Origin of the sequence: Proteus hauseri (assembly GCF_040139125.1) — a bacterium.
Lineage (GTDB): Bacteria > Pseudomonadota > Gammaproteobacteria > Enterobacterales > Enterobacteriaceae > Proteus > Proteus hauseri_B.
Genome location: NZ_JBEEUB010000006.1, coordinates 15860 through 37640, shown reverse-complemented (window position 1 = coordinate 37640; position 21781 = coordinate 15860). Strand labels below are relative to the sequence as shown.

Sequence of the window (21781 nt, the reverse complement as noted above, 5' to 3'; positions counted from 1 at the left end):
CGCATGTTAAAAGTATTACTCCTTTTTGTGGTACTAATTGCTGGCGTTATTTTTGGTCCAATACTCGCTGGTCATCAAGGTTATGTTCTTATACAGACCGACGACTGGGATATTGAAACCAGTGTTACCAGCGTAGTTATCATGTTTATTTTACTTCAATTGGCTTTATTACTTATTGGTTGGAGTTACCGCCGCTTTATTGGTACGGGTTCAAAAGCCTATAGCTGGTTCTCATTTCGTCGACGCAATCGCGCACGTAAACAGACCAGTATGGCGTTAATGAAATTAGCAGAAGGTGATTTTAAACAAGTTGAAAAACTGATGAGCCGTAATGCCGATTATGCAGAGCAGCCTGTTGTAAACTATCTTCTAGCTGCCGAAGCCGCTCAACAACGAGGCGATGAATTTCGCGTTCAACAATATCTTGAACGTGCAAGTGAGTTAGCAGACACCAACCAATTACCTGTTGATATTACTCGAGTGCGTATCTTATTAGCGCAAAATGAGGATCACGCTGCACGTACAGGTGTCGATGAGCTGTTAAATCAAGCACCTCGTCACCCAGAAGTATTGCGTTTAGCTGAAACCGCCTATGTCCGCACGGCAGCTTGGCAAGCACTATTAGATATCATTCCTTCAATGCAAAAAATTGCATTACATAACGATGATGAATTAAACCAATTGCGCCAAAATGCTTATATCGGCATTATGGGTCAGAAAATGTCTGAAAGCGGCTGTGATGGACTGAAAAATTGGTGGAAAGCGCAATCTCGCAAAATTCAGCACGATAATGCATTACGAGTTGTACTTGCTGAACATCTGATTGAATGTAATGATCCTAATACAGCTCAAACGATCATCCTAGACGGTATTAAACGCCACTATGATGAACGCTTGATTTTATTGCTTCCTCGTCTAAAAAATACCGATGCCAACGTAATATTAAAAGTACTCAACGCACTGATTAAGCAACATGGACCAACACCACTGCTTAACAGTACATTGGGACAAATTTCGATGCAGCAAGGTAAATGGGTAGAAGCTGAAGCGGCTTTTCGCAACGCATTAAAACAGCGTCCTGATGTACATGATTTTGCATGGCTTGCTGATGCGTTAGATAAGCAGAAAAAGCCTGAAGAGTCGGCGAAAGTACGTAAAGATGCGCTATTAATGACCTTGAAAAAAGACTCTGTTATTTTTGAAGAGCCTCAAAAAAGTAAATAGTCGATTTAATCCTAATAAATACCTAAGCCCCTCTCTTATTTGAGGGGTTTTGTCTTTATGATAGCCACGCTAGAAACAGTAAAACAATTTCAACGCAAACCGCCAATAAAACATATCCCCACGCAATACGATAAAAACGGCTTGGCACGCCTTTAGCATTTTCTTGGTTATAAGCTAAATAAGCTTTTCGTGCCCGATAAAAAACACCGATATAGACAATAGTAATTCCCTGACAAAGCAATAGCACATAACTAGCCCATGCCTTTCCACCGATAATCAATATAATTAATGGGATCAGAAAAAACAGTAAAGGACCAAATTTCTCAATAAGGAATAGTCGTTCTTCTGCAAGGCGTGCATCTTGTTTGTAGCTCATTGTAATGCTATCTCCGACAATTTATTGCCAAGGGATAATAGCCCGATAATTCTATGAATACAAAGAAGGAAGTTTACTATTTGAAGCTGATGAAAATAGGACTACAAACTTGTCATACGGACGCAAAAATAGCATCCATGGTAAAAAATAAGCAAAAAAAACACCTGTATAAAAAATACAGGTGCATAAATATACAATCAGGTCTACAGACGGATGGTGCCTCACTCAACGTTTCGTCCTGTTGATGATGAATGATGTTCATCGATAACGTGGACGTAGGCACCGATAATCGGCTCTGCATCATTCCTGGGTTTATGAAGCCATTGCTGTCATAAGAAGTGGAATGAGCATCTACAAACTAAATAATGCATTTAGTGTGCCAAGTTTTCTTTGTTTAGTTCATACAATAAATTTTCTGATTTAGAAAAGCTAACTTACTGAATTTTGACAACCCTATTTGCCTTTACTCATTTTTAATGACAAAAGAGGCTCTATTAATAATTTCATTACCCTATTGTTAAATGGAAAACAAAAAATAAGGTCTCGTATTCGTCTCTTTTCCACGACAACAAAGCCCACCTGATAATTTAATGCTTTATAATCATGATGTTAAATGTCTCCTATTGGAGACATTAAAATAGCCTACTGTTGGCATTTACCGACAACTTAAATAAAATTATTATTATTCATATAGTTATGGTATGTAACTTAATATTTAATACTCATCCTTATTTGAAGTGTGATATATGGCGATAAAGTAAATTATTAATAACGCTTAAGTGATAAAGATAATATGGCACAAAAAAGGCGCCTCTCATCGTCAATAAGTAGCAATAAATATATAGAAAAAAAAGTGAGGATCTATCCTTTACCAAAATAGCGGATCGTTTAAAAATCAAATATGCACATCACAGATTTTGTCGCTAAAGTTAACACGCGTATTTTATCAGTACAGATAAGGAGATAGATATTGGATGGGGTATAAAGGAGAAGTAACACCATGATAAGGTACAAACTGCAGATGCGAAAAAGCCCCGATAAAATCGGGGCTTTCTCTTAATGGTCGGCGAGAGAGGATTCGAACCTCCGACCCACTGGTCCCAAACCAGTTGCGCTACCAGGCTGCGCTACTCGCCGTCTGAATCACTGTTCTTATCTTGTTTATGGTGCGAAGGGGGGGACTTGAACCCCCACGTCCGTAAGGACACTAACACCTGAAGCTAGCGCGTCTACCAATTCCGCCACCCTCGCATAAACAGAAACTAAGATAAGATGGGGTGGCTAATGGGACTCGAACCCACGACAACTGGAATCACAATCCAGGGCTCTACCAACTGAGCTATAGCCACCATAACAGCTATCTTATTTACTTCTACAACAACGTTCTTCACCGTAACTCTTAGCACGCTTTTTATTGGCGCGCCCGACAGGATTCGAACCTGAGACCTCTGCCTCCGGAGGGCAGCGCTCTATCCAGCTGAGCTACGGGCGCTTCACGCCGTTGCGGGAGAGGATAGTACGGATTTACACACTGTCTGTCTAGTGCTTTTTGAAAAAAAAAGTTTGTTTGACGATAGTTTGTGCATTTCGTCGATAAATGGAGCGTTTTTACTCGTTCAACGCCCCATCAGTATAATAATTAAACAACCCAGATGCTAGTTAAATACATTTATTTCTATATTAATGCATTCAAACTAATAGAAACTAGCTTTCAAGACTTATAATTTATTGGAATAGTAGTAACCGACAAATTTTAATAGCTTAAATTGACGTTTTATTCTGCTTGGTTGTGAAAGTAAACGATATAACCACTCTAGACCAAGGTTCTGCCACGCTTTAGGCGCTCTTTTAACGTGACCTGTGAAAACATCATAAGTCCCACCAACACCCATGTACAATGCATCAGGATGAATCTCACGGCATGCACGGATAAATAGCTCTTGCTTAGGAGAACCCATAGCAATAGTCACAATTTTCGCACCAGATGCCTTTATACGCTCAAATAATGCATCTCTATCTTGTGGTGTAAAATAGCCATCCTGACTTCCGACAATATTCACATTCCATTGTGATTTAAGTTTATCTTCGGTTTGAGATAAAACCTCGGGTTTCCCACCAACTAAAAATACTGGGGTTCCTTCTTTACCCGCTCTTTCCATCAGTGCTTCCCATAAGTCAGCACCTGCAATACGAGAAACCTTAGCTTCAGGGTATTTACGGCGAATGCCTCGCACTACGCTAATACCATCAGCATAAAGATAATCGGCTTCTTTTAGCTGCTCATTAAGGGAGCTATTCGTTTCTGCATTAAGGATTTTCTCTGCATTAAGAGCAATCAGCGAGCCACTTCTAATTTGCGTGCCCTCATAAAGATAATCCAGAAAATGTTTCATATCGCGAAATCCCCAGATGCTATGTCCGCGGATTGAATACTTCGGAATTGAATTCGATTCCATTACTTTTCCTTTTTCTCTAAACGGGGTTCATTACGCACCTGACTAACGACATAATTACGGATTAATCCCGCACTCTCAAATAGCCAGTAGAGCAGTTTTGCGATAACTAAACATAAACCAAAAATAAGGCAGAAGAAGACAACGCGAGAAACAAAAGAGTCAACGCCTTCTCGTGCTAACACTATCATATTAAAAATAGCACCAAAGCAGAATGCTTGTAGTATGGCGGATTTATAACGATTGGATTCATTCACGCCTTGCTGATAAAGCCAATCAAACCATTTAATAATAAGCCCTACCACAATGGCGCCTAATGGGATAAATGCAACACCGCCCATGACCACCAATGAACCGATTAAAGTCGGTGAAATAGCAAGCCCTGCATGATAATTCAACACTTCCCATGTAAAATAGTTTGCTGAATTCAATACAACATCAGGGCGCTCTGGCCATACCCAAGAGGGAATAAAGACATAAAAATCACGAATAATCGGCGCTAAACCTTGGAACTCTATTTTGTCGTAATTATTGAGTAATAACGCAAGGTTTTCCCAAGGAGAGAACGTATCACGTGTTAAATACAAGAATGTATAGAATGCTTCAGCACCGCTGACATCAAGCCCATAACGCTTCAAGGCGAGCCAGAACATTCCCACAATGCTCATTACACCTGCAGCAATCAGCATCCACAGTGTTATCCAACCACGCACAATACCGATAAACAAAAACAGTGCAAAAGCGATAATGATATTAGCGCGAGTACCACCAACGATAATGTAAGTCAGAATACCAAAACCCACAGTGGCACATAAAAAGAAAATCCAGCGCTGCTGTGTTGGTTTTAAGAAATAGACCACCAGCATTGCTGGAATAAAAAAGTAAAAGAACCGTTTAAGTGCAACACCAGAAACCTGACTAGAAAAAATCTGGCTATATGTTTTCAACTTAAACAGTAAAAAACCATTTTGTAAGAAGAAAATTCCAACGGTTACAAAGGCAATCAGCGCCAATAAGATCCATGTCAGATTCGTTTCTACTCGATTCATGGTAAATAACGGTCTAGAAGGACCATTGGCAGGTTTTCTCAACCTTACCTTGTAAGTCACATAGTAAATCGCATAGAAGCTTGTAGAGGCGAGTAATGCATGTAGCAGTGCATTAACAGGAACAACCGCCACATCAAACTGAAAGACCAGCATACAGGTAAGTGGAAAACCAAAATAGAAGGTCAATAAATAGAGCATTGAGAAAAAGACATTAAAATTAAAGCGAACCCGACGAAATTCTTGATAGGTCAGCAATAAAATAAAACCTAATGAGATAAAGTAGACGAGTGCGAGTCCACCTAATTCCGCCAGTGTCATTGCGACTCTCCTGTACTCATCTCAATTAACTGTTTCCAACCCTGCGTAAAATTAGGGGAAAAGAAAGTAATATCATTACGATTTAACATTAACAGTTGGCGTTGAGCTTCCTCAATAAGTGGAATATCAAGCTTATCGCCAGAAAAAAACACTGGCACACTTTGCTCTGTTAAATCTTGCCAGAACGGATTTTGGCGGCTAATAACAAAAGGAATGGCAAATTGGATAAGCAAACATAGGGTGCCAATACCTTGCTGACGATGAAAAATAAAATAGCCTAAATCACACGTTTTCAATAATGCGAGATAATCATCAAATGCCAGTTTTTCACGTAATACCTCAACATGACCACGAGCAAATAACGTATCAGCCGCTTGAGAAACCTCTTGGATATAAGCATCATTATTTTCAGGATATCCCATTGGGATAATCACTTTTGCTCGCTGACCAAATTGTTCTGCTATCGCATTTAATGCATCGATATGGCGATTAGATTTATCACCAGAGTTACCCAGCAAAATAGTTATTTGCTGCTCATCAATATTTGCTTTCTCAGTAACCGTGAGTTTAGGATCCATCCTCGTTGGGAAGTAGAGCAAACTTGCCGGCACATTTACGTTGGATTGCGCAAAGTAGTTAAGATCACCTCGCGTACCAAACACTCGCCCAACACGCTTTTGCGCTAGCTTACGAAGCAAATAAAACAGTTTAAATTTCAGCTGTTTTGAATCTTGATAAAGGTCGGCACCCCAGATATGCCACCAAAATTGATGGCGCTTGATTTTACCTGTCAGCAAGGCAATCCAAATCGGCGCATTAAACTGCCCTAAAAAGAGAAATCGCTGGGATTTATCCGCTTTAGCTAAGGCAACGACTCTTTGTGCCACCTGCTGTTTATCTGCTAAGCACTCAATGTCTAAAGCAGGATAGTGCGCCTGAAGCGCACCATCTTTACTGGCAACGATAAAACGAGGTTTATACGTTAATGCCGCCTCAGTCACGAGATGGTCATTAAAAAAACGTAGCATTGTGCTGTTATGATGCACAATGTCTGAGCCTAGTACGTAAATCAAAGTTGTCATTTGCGCCTGCAATAAATCACGAAAACAGAACTACAGAGAAAGAAGTAAATAATGTATGTCGCCATATAGGCTTGAGCGGCACCTAATGCACCATGCTCAGGAATTAGCCAACGAGAAAATAGCGTTAGCAAAGCAAACTGGCTTACTTCAGTGAGAATATAAAAACGCAAAGCTGCCTTTGCGATAACTAAATAACCAAATACATAGGAACCGACTTTTAAAACATCCCCGACTAATTGCCATGCAAAAAGGCCACTCATCGCGGTAAATTTATCTGAAAATAGCAACCAAATAGCAAAATCTCGCAGTAACCACACCATAAAGCTAGCGACAGCAACAGCAGGAAGAACAAATTTAAGCGACTTAATAATCTCTTTGGCGATATCACTCTTTTGCGTTAAACGTGAGAGTGTAGGTAATAGATAAACCGAAAAAGAGGCGGTGATAAATTGTAGATAAGCATCTGAAATACTGCTCACACCTTGCCAAATACCGACTTCATCCCAGCTATAATTTTCAGCTAAAAGATTACGCATCATGATATAAGCAACAGGTAAGGTAATGGAGGTCAGTATTGCCATAATGGTGAATTTACCAAGGTGGCTAGCAATTGCCTTATCCCAACTTGGTTTAAGCTCACTCAAGGCAAAGCGTTTACGCTTTAATAATATGGTAGTAGCTGGAAATAAAATTAACGCAGGGACTAATGCAAGCCCGATTAATGCGCCATGATAACCAGCAAAGAGATAACACAAATAGTAAGCAACCACACCAATGATACTACCTGCAATAATTGCAAGCGCATTACCTGATGCATCGCGATACCCTTTTAAAATCGCTAAAAAATAGTTGGTATAAGCAATACCCATTTGAATAAAAGCGACCGCTCTTACAATGTTTTGATACTGCTGATAGTCATCACCAAATAGAACTTGGCTAATGGGAACCGTAAAAATAAGAAATAGAATGGCTAAAAGTGTTGAGAACAGCAAAATCATCGATGATGAAGTACCCAACACATTTTTACGTTGAACTGCATCATCTTGATATTGTGCAATTAATTTCGTCACGCCATTAAAAATACCTGCACCTGATAACACACCGAGTACAGTAATTAATTGACGAAAATTACCCGCAAGACCAACCCCAGAAGGACCATAAGAGACAGCGAGTAACTTCACGACAAGCAGACCAACCCCAATTTTTATTAGGGTTGATCCGGCAGTCCAAACTGATGCTTTAGCTAATGACATATCAGGCAAAGAAGTCGCGAATATGACCAATTACAGTCTGTTGCTCTTCTTCTGTCATATTGTAGAACATAGGTAAACGGACTAAACGCTCGCTCTCTTGGGTGGTAAAGATATCTTCACCATCAAAACGACCAAACTCCATACCTGCAGGGCTTGTGTGTAACGAAACATAATGGAATACGGTTAATACATCGTGTTCCTTCATATATTCATTAAATGCAGTACGCTGTTCAATATCTTTTAGTTTGATATAAAACATATGCGCATTATGCTCTAATTCTTCAGGAACAACAGGAAGCGCTAACAAGCCTTTTGCCGCTAATGGTGTTAAGGCATCATAGTAAATCTGCCAAAATGCGAGGCGACGCTCATTAATTTTCTCAGCTTCTTCAAGCTGTGCCCATAAATAGGCGGCTTGTAAATCAGACATTAAATAACTAGAGCCAATATCGCGCCATGTGTATTTATCTACCTGACCACGGAAAAATTGACTGCGATTAGTCCCTTTTTCGCGAATAACCTCAGCGCGGTTAATTAATGCCGGATCATTAATCAGTGTTGCGCCACCTTCACCACCTGATGAGTAGTTTTTAGTTTCATGAAAACTATAGCAACCGATATGACCAATAGTACCGAGGGCTTTGCCTTTGTAGGTAGACATCACACCTTGTGCCGCATCTTCAATAACAAACAGATTATGCTTTTTGGCTATCGCCATAATCGTGTCCATTTCACAAGCAACACCAGCATAGTGAACAGGGACAATCGCGCGAGTTTTATTAGTAATTGCCGCTTCAATTTTTGTTTCATCAATATTCATCGTATCTGGACGAATATCAACAAAAACGATAGTAGCACCGCGTAATACAAAGGCATTAGAGGTCGAAACAAAGGTAAAACTAGGCATGATGACTTCATCGCCAGGCTTGATATCTAATAAGATAGCCGCCATTTCTAACGATGCAGTACACGATGGTGTTAACAGCGTTTTATGACAATGAAATTGTTCTTCTAACCACTTTTCACATTTTTTTGTGAAGTTGCCATCGCCACAGAGTTTGCCACTTTCCATCGCTTGTTTCATATAACCTAATTCTGTGCCGACAACGGGTGGTTTATTAAACGGAATCATATTATCCCCTGTATAACCAATAGGTGGTGCTCTCTATTAAAGCGCCACTGTGTGTATATAAACGCGAAGCTGCAATATTGCTGATTTGGGTTGCAACATACAGAGTCGATATTTCCTGCTGCTGACACCAAAACTTCGCTGCCGACATCAGTTGCTTACCGATGCCTTGTCCTATTCTATTGGGCATTACAGCAAGTAAGCCCACTCTTGCTTCACTCTCTGAAACTTGGCGCAAAGTAACAAAGCCGCTCACGCTATTATTGCTATCAACTGTCAATAAACAGGTGTTATCAAAAGTGCCTAAAACGGCTTTTTTCACCCATAACGCATAAAAACGACCGCTATCATCAGGTTGATACCATGGTGTTCTAAAACGACTCTGCACAAATACTTCCGAAGCCGTCGCCATTAATAAATCAATGTCGTTTTCGTTCGCTTCTCGAAATAGTGAGGTTTGCGCCTCTGTTTGTTTACAGATGTTTTCTGTAGCATTTTCTGTGCCAACTGAGAGCTTAAAATCAATTTCACCTTCAGCAAATCGAAAACCAAATTGACTGAGTTTATCGATTAGAGATAACTCATGTGATGCAACTTTGGCATGAACCACACCAAATTCATCCAGTTGTTTCTGCGTTAAAACAGGGGCTTGAGTACTAAATTCAAGACGCCCTGTTTTCAGTGAGAAAAACTCGCTTTCCCACTCTAAATGATTAATATTGGCGAGGACGGACATGTAATAGATCCAATAGATAACGACCATAGCCCGTTTTAGATAGCGATTTTGCGCTCTCTCTTACTTGCTCATCATTTAGCCAACCATTACGCCAAGCAATCTCTTCAAGACAAGCAACTTTAAATCCTTGACGTTTTTCTACGGTTTGAACAAATGTGCTCGCTTCAATTAAGCTGTCATGAGTGCCAGTATCTAGCCATGCAAAACCACGACCCAAAAGCTCAACATTCAACTCGCCACATTCAAGATACATTTGATTAATAGAGGTAATTTCAAGTTCTCCACGAATCGACGGTTTTACTTGCTTGGCAAAATCCACCACCCGATTATCGTAGAAATAGAGCCCAGTCACAGCCCAGTTAGATTTAGGTTTTTCTGGTTTTTCTTCTATCGACAGCACTCGAAAATCATCATCAAACTCAACAACACCAAATCGTTCAGGATCCATCACTTGGTAACCAAATACAGTGGCACCATGTTCACGCTGAGCCACTTGTTTTAGTTTTGGACTAAACCCTTGACCAAAATAGATATTATCACCTAACACTAAACAGCAATGGTCATCACCAATAAACTCATCACCTAAAATAAAGGCTTGAGCCAATCCATCGGGTGACGGTTGTACTTTATAATGAAGATGAACACCAAAAGCAGAACCATCACCCAATAAACGTTGAAATGACGTGAGGTCATCAGGTGTTGTGATAATTAAAATATCTCGAATACCAGCTAACATCAGTACAGATAATGGGTAATAGATCATTGGCTTATCATAGATAGGCAACAACTGCTTCGACACCCCTTTGGTTATTGGATGTAGTCGCGTACCTGAGCCACCAGCCAGAATAATACCTTTCATCATCTATCCTTTTTACTCAATCAGTTTCCAAGCCCTAAACGTTCACCCGCATAAGAGCCATCAAGAACGCGTTGCCACCATGTCTGGTTATTTAAATACCACAACACTGTTTTGCGAATACCTGATTCAAAGGTCTCTTGTGGAACCCAACCTAGCTCAGCTTCAATTTTTGCAGCATCAATGGCATAACGCAGATCATGACCGGGTCTGTCTTTCACGTAAGTAATTAAATCAACGTAGTTATCAACGCCTGCCGGTTTATTTGGATAGAGCTCTTCAAGCAATTCACAAATTGTTTTCACCACATCAATATTACGGCGTTCGTTATGTCCACCAATATTGTAGGTTTTACCCGGTTGCGCTGTTGTTGCAACTAAATAGAGTGCACGTGCATGATCTTCAACATAGAGCCAATCACGAATTTGCTCACCTTTACCATAAACAGGTAATGGTTTTCCTGAAATCGCATTTAAAATAATTAAAGGGATCAATTTTTCAGGAAAATGGTAAGGGCCATAATTATTTGAGCAATTTGTAATCACTGTTGGTAAACCATAAGTACGTAACCATGCACGAACTAAGTGATCACTAGAGGCTTTAGATGCTGAATAAGGGCTACTTGGCGCATAAGGCGTAGTTTCAGTAAAGAAATCATCAGTGCCGTCTAAATCGCCATACACTTCATCTGTTGAGATATGGTGAAAACGGAATGCACTCTTTTTTTCTTCTGGTAATACTAGCCAAAAATGACGTGCCGCTTCCAATAAGCTGTAAGTACCCACAATATTGGTTTCAATAAATGCAGCAGGACCATCAATAGAGCGATCAACATGGCTTTCCGCAGCTAAATGCATCACGACATCGGGTTGATATTGCGCAAATACGCGATCAAGTGCTGCTCTGTCACAGATATCAACCTGCTCAAATGCATAACGATCACTGGTTGCAACCGATGTTAATGATTCAAGATTACCGGCATAAGTCAGTTTATCTACCACGACAACGCTATCAGCAGTGTTATCAATTATATGTCGAACAACAGCAGAGCCGATAAAACCGGCTCCGCCTGTTACTAAAATGCGTTTCAACGCCATACTCCTTTAGTATCTACAATCCATTTTTGAGTCACTTTAGCACCTGAAATAGCCTTAAACTGTTGATGATCAACCAGCATTAGCACAATATCCGCTTCTTTTAATGCTTGTTCAGTCGACACTAATTCCGTAATGCCTTTCAGTTTAGTTGGTAATTCATGAATATTCGGTTCAACCGCATAAGTGATTCCACTATGCCAATTCGCGACTTGTTGGGTAATATTCATTGCTGGGCTTTCACGTAAATCATCAATATTTGGTTTAAATGCTAAACCAAAACAAGCGATTTTGATTTCGTTAGCGCGTTTTCCAGTCTCAGTTAAACAATCGGCAACCGCCGCTTTAACCTGATCAATAACCCACACTGGTTTACCATCGTTAACTAAACGTGCAGTATGAATTAAGCGAGATTGTTTTGGGTTTTGTGACACGATAAACCATGGGTCAACTGCGATACAGTGACCACCAACGCCTGGACCTGGTTGTAAAATATTTACGCGTGGGTGACGATTTGCCAAGCTAACCAGTTCCCAAACATTAATATCTTGATCAGCACAGATAAGTGATAGTTCGTTAGCAAACGCAATGTTCACATCACGAAAACTGTTTTCGGTCAGCTTACACATCTCTGCGGTACGTGCATTAGTAATAACACACTCACCTTCAAGGAAAATTTTGTATAGTTCGCTAGCACGTTCTGATGATTTACGGTTCATGCCACCAACAACACGGTCATTGCGAATAAGCTCAATCATCACCTGACCCGGTAATACGCGTTCTGGGCAATAAGCGATATCAATATCAGCATCTTCACCTTGTTGATGTGGGAAGGTTAAATCAGGGCGAGCTTGTGCTAACCATTCTGCCATTTGTTCTGTTGTACCAACGGGTGAAGTTGATTCTAAAATAATTAAATCACCTTTTTTAAGTACTGGCGCGACAGAACGCGCCGCGGATTCAACATAAGCTAAATCTGGCTCATGATCACCTTTAAATGGTGTGGGTACTGCGATGAGATAAGCGTCAGCAGGTTGTGGTGTGGTGTACGCTTTTAAATGACCTTCTTCCACCGCTTGTTTTACCACTTTATCAAGATCAGGCTCAACAATGTGAATTTGACCTTTGTTAATGGTATCAACAGCATGCTGATTAACATCAACACCGATGACGTTTTTCTTGCGAGAGGCAAAAGCGGCAGCAGTAGGTAAACCAATGTAGCCGAGGCCGATAACAGAAATAGTTTCAAAACTCATAATGTCACCTGATTTTTTTTCAATGCTTCAAGAATACGTTGGCAGGCATGACCATCACCGTAAGGGTTTGTTGCCTTACTCATTTGGTGATATGCGTTTTCGTCTGTCAATAAAGTAGTTACTTCACTCACGATTCGCTTAGTATCCGTACCAACTAAACGAACTGAACCTGCTTCGACTGCTTCAGGGCGTTCTGTGGTATCTCTCATCACAAGAACAGGTTTTCCTAATGAAGGCGCTTCTTCTTGGATCCCACCTGAGTCAGTTAAAATAAGATAGGCATGATTCATTAAATAAACAAACGGCAGGTAATCCTGAGGTTTAATTAATTTAATATTTTCAATACCATGCAAAATTCGTTCAACAGGCTCACTCACATTTGGATTAAGGTGGACAGGATAAACCACTTCCACATCAGGATGTGCTAACGCAATCTCAGCTAAGGCTTGGCAAATGCGTTCAAATCCGCCGCCAAAGCTCTCTCTGCGGTGACCTGTTACTAAGATCATTTTTTTGTCTGGCTGAATAAATGGATAGTGAACCGCAAGCTCATCACGTAGAGCTTGGTTTCCCATCACGCGATTACTCACCCAAAATAGTGCATCAATCACGGTATTTCCCGTGACAACGATATTCTTATCAGCAACGGCTTCACGAATAAGATTTTGTTTTGCAGTGTCTGTAGGCGCAAAATGATACATTGCAAGATGACCTGCAATTGTCCGATTTGCCTCTTCAGGCCAAGGTGAATAAAGATTGCCAGTGCGTAATCCGGCTTCAACATGACCAACAGGGATCCGTTGGTAGAACGCGGCTAAACTTGCCGCCATCGTTGTTGTTGTATCACCATGTACCAAAACAACATCGGGTTGAAATGAAGCTAAAACAGGTTTTAGCCCTTCTAAAATACGGCAAGTAATATCAGTTAAATCTTGTCCTGGTTTCATAATATTGAGATCATAATCTGGCTGGATCTCAAAAAGATTTAATACCTGATCAAGCATTTCTCGATGTTGGGCCGTAACACATACCTTTGCTTCAAACGAATTATCATTTGCTAAAGCGTGCACTAAAGGTGCCATTTTTATCGCTTCAGGGCGTGTGCCAAAAACAGTCAACACTTTCACAGTGGCTCTCTTTTTTTCATTGTTATATTGCTTATTTTTGGGAAAGCAATATGCCCTTATTCTCAATACATCAGGTGCAAATACACCTGATGTCTCGTTATTGTCATAAAAGATAGAAATTAATAATTATTATTTTTTTAATGATTTACGTCTTGTCAGTGCAACGCCAGCTCCCGCTAAAACACCAATAGCCCCCCAAAGTACCATCATAAAGGCACGACGCGGACTATCACGTTTCACAGGATCTTCAGGTGTACGTAAAAAACGGTAAGTTTGGAAGTTATCTTGTAGTTTTGCACCAACTGCGAGGGTCGCTAACATTGCCGTATTTTGATCATAATCGCTATCAAAATCTGGTCCTGTTGCAATTAGCGTTTCTAATTGCGACTGTAAAAGCGGGACACCTAACATAAACAACTTAGAATCAGGTAATTCATCCATAGCAATCGATGTCTGTTTTTGAGAAATTCCCTGTTTCTCAGCAACTTTAATTGATTGTTCTAATAAATTAATCTGACGTTGATAAGCAGCACGAGCCGCCATTTCTTGGCGCTTAACCAATGCTTTCATCGATTGTGTTCTCGTTGACCAAGCCACAATAACTTCTTCATTAAGATGAGTAGAAGCACGTTTATTAGCAAAAGCGATGTACGCATTTAATAGCTGGCTAGCTTCTTTAGAGGTTTCAGCGATTAATTTTAGTTGATCATTAACCAACTTTTTTTCATCTGCTGGCGTAAATTGAATATTATTAATCAACTCGTCCAATAGCGCTGCATTTGCTTGTTCATCACTCTCTTGACGCTGTTTGTAATAATCCGTCTGCAACCAAAATTCTCGTCGAGTATCAAATGCCGCTATTTGAGTCACAAACTCTTGATAAGCTTCATCAGGAATACTCAGCGACGCATTGAATGTTGAAGGATTAATTTGTGTATCAAGATTACGCAAAAATTGAGACTGAGAGTAATAACTGCCTAAGTTATTCACTGTCGGTTTCTCTGTCATTGCGATAGCACTCCATTTGGGTTGCATCAAATAAGATGCACCCAGAGCCACAACAGCAAAAAGCAGAGCGAACCCTATAATCCAAATTTTTCCGGACCAAAGTGTGCAACAAAGACCTCGAATATCGAGTTCGTTATCAGGTGAAACACCTTGCTGGGAAGCGTTATTTTCCGAGTTCATCACGTTACAAAACCTCTGCTTATTAATGCTTAAGTTGTGTTGCTTTACGTAGACGGCGCTTATGTCGTTTAATAAAACGAGCAACTCGCCACGCGCGTTTAATGCAGTAACCATACATTACAAATGCAAGCAAGAATAATGCCAACATTACCCATTCAGGCACAAATGATAGGTTTTCGCCAATAATACCAATAGCAGCTAATAATGCCGCTGCAACCGTAATTAAAATAAAAGCCTGATGAGGAGTAAAACCTGCTCTCATAATAAGATGGTGTATATGTTGACGGTCTGGCGAGAAAGGACTCATCCCTTTACGTAAACGTCGATACATAATTGCCACCATATCCATGAGCGGAATAGCAATTATCCATAACGCAGTCACGGCATTAATTGGGCGAGGTTGGTTTTGAGTTGATGATACAAGTAACCAGATAATGGTAAATCCAATTAAAGTACTTCCTGCATCTCCCATAAAGACTTTAAATTTCTTACCACACACCCCTAAATTTAATAAAATATAAGGCAAAATAGCGGCAATAAACGAGAAACACCAAAATGCGAGGGCAGAGTTACCACTTTGGTACAACAAAATACCTAAAGCGCCAAAAGAGACACAAGAGAGGCCCCCTAACAATCCATCAATACCATCAACCATATTGAAAGCATTGATTGCAGCCCAAACAGCAAAAAGTGTGACGATATAGCCAAAAGGTCCTAAATGCATTTCCCAAGGACCAAATGCATGACCAAGAGAGTCTAATTTCAATCCTCCCCACACCATCATGGCAATCCCAACAAAAGCTTGAATCGTCGCTCTTATTTTTACACTAATATCGAAACGGTCATCTAAGGCACCAACAAAAACTAACAGTCCCGCACATGCCAGATAAAGTTCCTTATTAGGAATATATAAATCTGAAATATAAAATGCGAAAACAATACCAAAATAGACCGATATCCCGCCTACAAGAGGGATCAATCCATGATGCCGTTTACGATAGTTAGGTTTATCCACGAGTCCAATTTTCTTCGCGATTTTACGTGCAACAAATAAAAACACGAAAGAAAATAAGAACACATATAAAACGCTTGTGCTCATTTTTAGTATATCCACAGTACTGTTCTCTATAATAAATATAGCTGGTTATTTACTCATCCATTGTTTTTTTATTCTGTTCCAGCTTGTACCACGACGAGTTAACTCAGTAACCCACCACCCTTCATCAATAATAAGTTTTCCTTAACTATTTGCATTGATGCTATCGCTATTTTTATCAAAAACATTAAACATGCAATATATGTACCAAGATCTAGTTTCCATATGTTGCAATCAATAAATAATCCATATAAAAAAACGCCACAAAAATTTGTGGCGTTTTTATCATATCGTCATTCACACAAAGTAAACGAGCTTAACAGCATATAAATCGAGGTGATATTACTTATTTTGTAATAGAGCACACTGTTTCATCACTTTTATCTTTATGATGGTCTCGTTTTCTTCCTGAAAATTATGAGCGTTTCATAAAGTCGAAGAATTCTTCATTCGTTTTTGTCATAGCTAACTTATTAATGAGGAACTCCATCGCGTCAATCTCACCCATAGGGTGAATGATTTTACGCAGGATCCACATTTTTTGTAGCTCATCTTGTGACGTCAGTAACTCTTCTTTACGTGTACCAGAGCGGTTGTAGTCAATCGCAGGGAATACACGTTTTTCAGCAATCTTACGCGACAGGTGTAATTCCATATTACCTGTACCTTTAAACTCTTCGTAGATAACTTCATCCATTTTAGAGCCCGTATCAACCAGCGCAGTTGCAATAATGGTCAGGCTTCCACCCTCTTCAACATTACGTGCAGCACCAAAGAAACGCTTAGGACGATGTAATGCGTTAGCATCCACACCACCGGTTAATACTTTTCCTGAAGAAGGAACAACGGTGTTATAAGCACGGGCTAAACGAGTAATAGAGTCTAATAAAATGATAACGTCTTTTTTATGCTCAACTAAACGTTTTGCTTTTTCAATGACCATTTCAGCGACTTGCACATGACGAGAAGCAGGTTCATCAAAGGTAGATGCGATAACCTCACCTTTAACTAAGCGTTGCATTTCCGTTACTTCTTCTGGACGTTCGTCAATAAGAAGAACCATCAATACGCAATCAGGATAGTTGTGAGCAATGTTTGCTGCAATATTTTGCAGTAACATTGTTTTACCCGCTTTAGGCGGAGCAACGATAAGACCACGTTGTCCACGACCAATTGGTGCGGCTAAATCAAGCACTCGTGCTGTTAAATCTTCAGTAGAACCATTACCACGTTCCATGCGTAAACGATTATTAGCATGTAAAGGAGTTAAGTTTTCAAAGAGGATTTTACTGCGAGCATTTTCTGGTTTATCAAAGTTAACTTCGTTAACTTTTAGTAGAGCAAAGTAACGTTCACCTTCTTTAGGAGGACGAATTTTCCCTGCGATGGTATCACCAGTGCGAAGGTTAAAACGGCGAATTTGACTAGGAGAAACGTAGATATCATCGGGGCCTGCAAGGTAGGAACTGTCTCCGGAACGTAGGAAGCCAAAGCCATCCTGTAGTATTTCCAGCACACCGTCACCGAAAATATCTTCTCCACTTTTAGCATGCTGCTTCAAAATAGAGAAAATAATATCCTGCTTTCTCATTCGAGCCAGATTTTCTAGCCCCATATTTTCGCCAAGTGCTATCAGTTCTGATACCGGCGTATTTTTTAATTCGGTAAGATTCATAATGGTGGGTTCTTAATAACTCGGGGTAACTCTCGAACTATGAACGTGAATAGTATAACAGCGAATCGCTGTCAGTTTCGTCATGTGTAAAATTACAGATTTCTACTTTCTTACATTGCTATATAACATAAATGATAATGCTAGAGAGTATGTTGATACTTTATAGACCAGTCAGCATCATACCCAGAAAAGTGACATCCATTGTAATAATGAAATGATTGTACTTTCAACTTATGGGTTAGGAACATATTGGAAAAAATTTTATATTCCTTGAATACTATAGATTATTCTAAGGCAACTTGACTGGTTAGATGAATTCAGATTGCTTATATTCAAATATTTGTTCAATATTTCAGGTACTCAGTATTTCAGACTTATTTAATTGTGTCTAATCAAATAAACAAGAAAAACCGATATATTATGTAAGCAAGTGGCGCTAACTTATCATGCTTCTAAGCGGACGTCTAGCGGTCAATAACAGAAATACCGACAACATCTAAACGTCCGGTTTTATTTTTGATATCTAAATCAAATTAGATATTTTCGTCTAAAAACTCTTTTAGCTGAGTTTTTGACAGTGCGCCCACTTTAGTTGCAGCAACTGCACCGTTTTTGAATAAAATCAGTGTAGGAATACCGCGAATACCGTATTTTGGTGCGGTAGCAGGGTTTTCATCGATGTTTAATTTCGCTACTGTTAATTTACCTGCGTATTCTGTTGCAACTTCATCTAGAATAGGAGCAATCATTTTACACGGGCCGCACCATTCAGCCCAGAAATCAACGAGCACGGGGCCGGTTGCTTGTAATACATCAGCATCGAATTTGCTGTCAGATAAGTGAAGGATTTTATCGCTCATTGTTCTACTCCAAAGAATAATATTGACCGTACCAGTGTAACATTAAACAACAAAAGTCTGCCTGCATTTCAGCGGATAAACTTTTGTAATGCAACCCATAACTGATATTCTATTACATTATGAGCAAAACATATTTGACAGAAAAGAAGTTTTCCGACTTCGCCTTGCATCCAAAAGTGATAGAAGCCCTTGAGAAAAAAGGGTTCTCTAATTGTACACAAATTCAGGCATTGACGTTACCTATCACTGTGAAAGGTCAAGACATTGCCGGGCAAGCCCAAACAGGAACAGGAAAAACGTTGGCGTTTTTAACTTCAACGTTTCATTATCTTTTAACACACCCTGCTAAAGAAGGGCATGAAACCAATCAACCTCGTGCACTTATTATGGCGCCAACACGCGAATTAGCCGTGCAGATTTATTCTGATGCTAAAGAGCTTGCGCAAAATACAGGGATTAAAATGGGTCTAGCCTACGGTGGTGATGGCTATGACGAACAACTTAAAGTTTTAAATAATGGCGTTGATATCGTTATTGGTACAACAGGTCGCCTAATTGATTATGTAAAACAAGGTCACGTCAATCTAAATGCAATTCAAGTCGTTGTGCTTGATGAAGCAGATAGAATGTATGATCTTGGCTTTATTAAAGATATTCGTTGGATTTTCCGTCGTATGCCTGTCGCCGCAGAGCGTATGAACATGCTCTTTTCAGCGACACTCTCTTATCGTGTAAGAGAATTAGCGTTTGAGCAGATGAATAATCCAGAATACGTTGAAGTGGAACCAGAGCAAAAAACTGGCTTTAGTATTAAAGAAGAGCTGTTTTATCCATCAAATGAAGAAAAAATGCGTCTTCTTCAGACACTTATTGAAGAAGAGTGGCCAGATCGCTGCATTATTTTTGCAAACACCAAACATCGTTGTGATGATATTTGGGCACATCTTGCTGCCGATGGACACCGTGTTGGTTTATTAACAGGTGATGTTCCACAGAAAAAACGCCTACGTATTTTAGAAGATTTTACCCAAGGTAATATTGATATTCTGGTTGCAACTGATGTTGCGGCACGAGGATTACATATTCCTTCTGTAACTCATGTCTTTAACTATGATTTACCTGATGACTGTGAAGATTACGTTCATCGTATCGGAAGAACAGGACGTGCAGGTAAAAGTGGTAATTCAATTAGTTTAGCTTGTGAAGAATATGCACTGAATTTACCTTCCATTGAAGAGTACATTCAGCACTCAATTCCTGTGAGTAAATATAATAGTGACGCGTTGTTAACCGAATTACCGGAGCCAAAACGTCGTCATCGTCCTCGTCAAGGTCAGCCTCGTCGTAATAATGCGGCACCTCGCAGAGGAAATAATACTCAACGTAATAACCGACCTAAACGCCAGAGTCATTCATAAATTATGCTGAAATCCTCATCACTTTATGCTGCTATCGATTTAGGCTCAAATAGCTTTCACATGCTAGTTGTTCGTGAAATTGCGGGCTCGATACAAGTGCTTTCCCGCGTTAAACGTAAGGTTCGCCTTGCAGCAGGTCTAAATAAAGAGAATGAATTGTCAGAACAAGCCATGGAACGTGGCTGGCAATGTCTAAAACTTTTTTCAGAATATCTACGTGATATTCCTGCAGACCAAATCAGAGTGGTTGCAACTGCAACACTGCGTATTGCCAAAAATGCAGATACTTTCGTTGCTAAAGCATCTGAAATACTAGGCAATACCATTCATGTGATTAGTGGTGAGGAAGAAGCTCGTCTTATTTACCGTGGTGTAGCACATACCACAGGCGGAGCAGAACAACGGTTAGTTGTTGATATTGGTGGTGGTAGTACCGAGCTCGTTACAGGCACTGGTGCTAAAACAACACAATTAATGAGCCTTGGTATGGGCTGCGTAACTTGGTTAGAGCGCTACTTTAGTGATCGCTCTCTAACACAAGAGAATTTCAAACAAGCTCAAGATGCGGCTAAAGCAATCCTTGCGCCTGTCGCTGATAAATTAATTCAGCAAGGTTGGCAAGTGTGTGTCGGTGCATCAGGTACCGTTCAAGCACTACAAGAGATTATGATTGCACAAGGTATGGATGAGCTAATCACCTTACCTAAATTAGAGCGACTTAAACATAAAGCTATTGAATGTGGCAAACTGGAAGAGCTAGAAATTGAAGGTTTAACCTTTGAAAGAGCACTGGTTTTCCCTAGTGGGCTTGCCATTTTAATCGCTATCTTTGAAACACTTCATATCGAGAATATGATCCTTGCAGGTGGCGCATTACGCGAAGGTTTGGTTTACGGCATGTTACACTTGCCAATTGAACAAGATATCCGTCAACGTACATTGCGTAATGTCCAACGCCGCTTTCAAATTGATATCGAACAGGCTCATCGCGTTCAACAACTTGCCGAACACTTTTTTATTCAGGTAAGTAAAAGCTGGCAATTAGATAATCGTTGTCGTGAATTACTTAATAGTGCGAGTGCACTACATGAAATTGGTCTTAGCGTAGATTTTCGCCAAGCGCCATCGCATGCTAGTTACCTAATTTCTCATCTTGATTTGCCTGGTTATACGCCTGCACAACGACGCTTATTAGCTTCACTATTGAGAAACCAAACTGGCATTATCGATTTAGCGCCACTTAATCACCAAAATGCGTTACCAATCAATCAAGCATACCGATTAGTTCGCTTATTACGATTGGCGATTATTTTTGCTAGCCGCCGCCGTGATGACACACTACCAGCACTTCGTTTGCGTACAGAAGATGAAAAGCTGGTAATTACACTACCTCATCAATGGCTTACCGAGCATCCGTTACGAGCCGAAAACCTTCAAGAAGAGACCCAGTTACAAAGCTATATACACTGGCCTCTTATTATTGAAGAACAAAATAGTTCACGTATGGGCTAGCTCATCTTAGTTTATATTTAAGATAAAAGTTTAAAATAAAACCCCTTATCAGTTAAGGGATTTTATTTTTTGAAATATC

At 40.0% G+C, this 21781-nt stretch carries 18 protein-coding genes and 4 tRNA genes; 3 read left to right on the top strand and 19 right to left on the bottom strand.

All coding sequences use genetic code 11. The features are described 5' to 3' along the window. Nucleotides 1–3 precede the first annotated feature (3 nt). Nucleotides 4–1224 carry a protoheme IX biogenesis protein HemY gene (gene hemY, locus ABN099_RS11140; RefSeq protein WP_349463843.1) on the top strand — a complete coding sequence of 407 codons (1221 nt, stop codon included), beginning with the start codon at nt 4–6 and terminating at the stop codon, nt 1222–1224. 55 nt (nt 1225–1279) lie between these two features. Here the strand turns inward: hemY and ABN099_RS11135 are convergent, their stop codons facing one another. The 19 genes from ABN099_RS11135 to trxA form a co-directional block, all read right to left on the bottom strand. Beyond that, nucleotides 1280–1600, bottom strand: a complete 321-nt coding sequence (locus tag ABN099_RS11135) for a hypothetical protein (protein WP_349463842.1) — start codon at nt 1598–1600, stop codon at nt 1280–1282. A gap of 1060 nt (nt 1601–2660) precedes the next feature. Continuing rightward, nucleotides 2661–2737, bottom strand: a tRNA-Pro gene (locus ABN099_RS11130). A gap of 27 nt (nt 2738–2764) precedes the next feature. Beyond that, nucleotides 2765–2851: transfer RNA gene (locus tag ABN099_RS11125), tRNA-Leu, on the bottom strand. A gap of 22 nt (nt 2852–2873) precedes the next feature. Continuing rightward, a tRNA-His gene (locus ABN099_RS11120) sits at nt 2874–2949 on the bottom strand. Between the two features lie 66 nt (nt 2950–3015). Further along, nucleotides 3016–3092 (bottom strand) — tRNA-Arg (locus tag ABN099_RS11115). Between the two features lie 226 nt (nt 3093–3318). Then, complete coding sequence (gene wecG / locus ABN099_RS11110) at nt 3319–4056, bottom strand: lipopolysaccharide N-acetylmannosaminouronosyltransferase (RefSeq protein WP_349463841.1); 738 nt, start codon at nt 4054–4056, stop codon at nt 3319–3321. After that, nucleotides 4056–5420, bottom strand: coding sequence for an ECA oligosaccharide polymerase (gene wzyE / locus ABN099_RS11105; RefSeq protein WP_349463840.1), 1365 nt, complete (start codon nt 5418–5420; stop codon nt 4056–4058). Before wzyE ends, wecG begins: the two co-directional genes overlap by 1 nt. Beyond that, the gene (locus tag ABN099_RS11100) at nt 5417–6502 is read right to left on the bottom strand and encodes a TDP-N-acetylfucosamine:lipid II N-acetylfucosaminyltransferase (protein WP_349463839.1); all 1086 of its coding nucleotides are present in this window, start codon (nt 6500–6502) and stop codon (nt 5417–5419) included. The genes wzyE and ABN099_RS11100 overlap by 4 nt, the downstream gene beginning before the upstream one ends. Continuing rightward, entirely contained in the window at nt 6499–7755 is a 1257-nt protein-coding gene (gene wzxE / locus ABN099_RS11095) for a lipid III flippase WzxE (protein WP_349464074.1), read from the bottom strand. Before wzxE ends, ABN099_RS11100 begins: the two co-directional genes overlap by 4 nt. A 1-nt stretch (nt 7756) precedes the next feature. After that, nucleotides 7757–8887 carry a dTDP-4-amino-4,6-dideoxygalactose transaminase gene (gene rffA, locus ABN099_RS11090; RefSeq protein ID WP_349463838.1) on the bottom strand — a complete coding sequence of 377 codons (1131 nt, stop codon included), beginning with the start codon at nt 8885–8887 and terminating at the stop codon, nt 7757–7759. A 1-nt stretch (nt 8888) separates the two neighbouring features. After that, nucleotides 8889–9620 carry a dTDP-4-amino-4,6-dideoxy-D-galactose acyltransferase gene (gene rffC / locus ABN099_RS11085; RefSeq protein WP_349463837.1) on the bottom strand — a complete coding sequence of 244 codons (732 nt, stop codon included), beginning with the start codon at nt 9618–9620 and terminating at the stop codon, nt 8889–8891. Then, complete coding sequence (rfbA, locus tag ABN099_RS11080; protein WP_349464073.1) at nt 9598–10479, bottom strand: glucose-1-phosphate thymidylyltransferase RfbA; 882 nt, start codon at nt 10477–10479, stop codon at nt 9598–9600. Before rfbA ends, rffC begins: the two co-directional genes overlap by 23 nt. Nucleotides 10480–10499: 20 nt before the next feature. Beyond that, nucleotides 10500–11573: a dTDP-glucose 4,6-dehydratase gene (gene rffG, locus ABN099_RS11075; protein ID WP_349463836.1), complete on the bottom strand. Its 1074-nt coding sequence runs from the start codon at nt 11571–11573 to the stop codon at nt 10500–10502. Then, nucleotides 11564–12826, bottom strand: a complete 1263-nt coding sequence (gene wecC, locus ABN099_RS11070) for a UDP-N-acetyl-D-mannosamine dehydrogenase (protein WP_349463835.1) — start codon at nt 12824–12826, stop codon at nt 11564–11566. The genes rffG and wecC overlap by 10 nt, the downstream gene beginning before the upstream one ends. Beyond that, complete coding sequence (gene wecB / locus ABN099_RS11065) at nt 12823–13953, bottom strand: non-hydrolyzing UDP-N-acetylglucosamine 2-epimerase (RefSeq protein ID WP_349463834.1); 1131 nt, start codon at nt 13951–13953, stop codon at nt 12823–12825. Before wecB ends, wecC begins: the two co-directional genes overlap by 4 nt. A 129-nt stretch (nt 13954–14082) precedes the next feature. After that, complete coding sequence (wzzE, locus tag ABN099_RS11060) at nt 14083–15141, bottom strand: ECA polysaccharide chain length modulation protein (protein WP_349463833.1); 1059 nt, start codon at nt 15139–15141, stop codon at nt 14083–14085. A gap of 22 nt (nt 15142–15163) precedes the next feature. Beyond that, nucleotides 15164–16255: a UDP-N-acetylglucosamine--undecaprenyl-phosphate N-acetylglucosaminephosphotransferase gene (gene wecA, locus ABN099_RS11055; protein ID WP_349463832.1), complete on the bottom strand. Its 1092-nt coding sequence runs from the start codon at nt 16253–16255 to the stop codon at nt 15164–15166. A gap of 397 nt (nt 16256–16652) precedes the next feature. Beyond that, nucleotides 16653–17912: a transcription termination factor Rho gene (rho, locus tag ABN099_RS11050; RefSeq protein ID WP_064718547.1), complete on the bottom strand. Its 1260-nt coding sequence runs from the start codon at nt 17910–17912 to the stop codon at nt 16653–16655. A gap of 533 nt (nt 17913–18445) precedes the next feature. Further along, nucleotides 18446–18772 carry a thioredoxin TrxA gene (gene trxA, locus ABN099_RS11045; RefSeq protein WP_064718546.1) on the bottom strand — a complete coding sequence of 109 codons (327 nt, stop codon included), beginning with the start codon at nt 18770–18772 and terminating at the stop codon, nt 18446–18448. A gap of 119 nt (nt 18773–18891) precedes the next feature. Here trxA and rhlB point away from each other — a divergent pair, with 119 nt between their 5' ends. Beyond that, nucleotides 18892–20190: an ATP-dependent RNA helicase RhlB gene (rhlB, locus tag ABN099_RS11040; RefSeq protein WP_349463831.1), complete on the top strand. Its 1299-nt coding sequence runs from the start codon at nt 18892–18894 to the stop codon at nt 20188–20190. 3 nt (nt 20191–20193) lie between these two features. Next, nucleotides 20194–21702 (top strand): guanosine-5'-triphosphate,3'-diphosphate diphosphatase, encoded by a 1509-nt coding sequence (gene gppA, locus ABN099_RS11035; RefSeq protein WP_349463830.1) that lies wholly within the window; start codon nt 20194–20196, stop codon nt 21700–21702. The last annotated feature ends 79 nt before the right edge of the window (nt 21703–21781 follow it).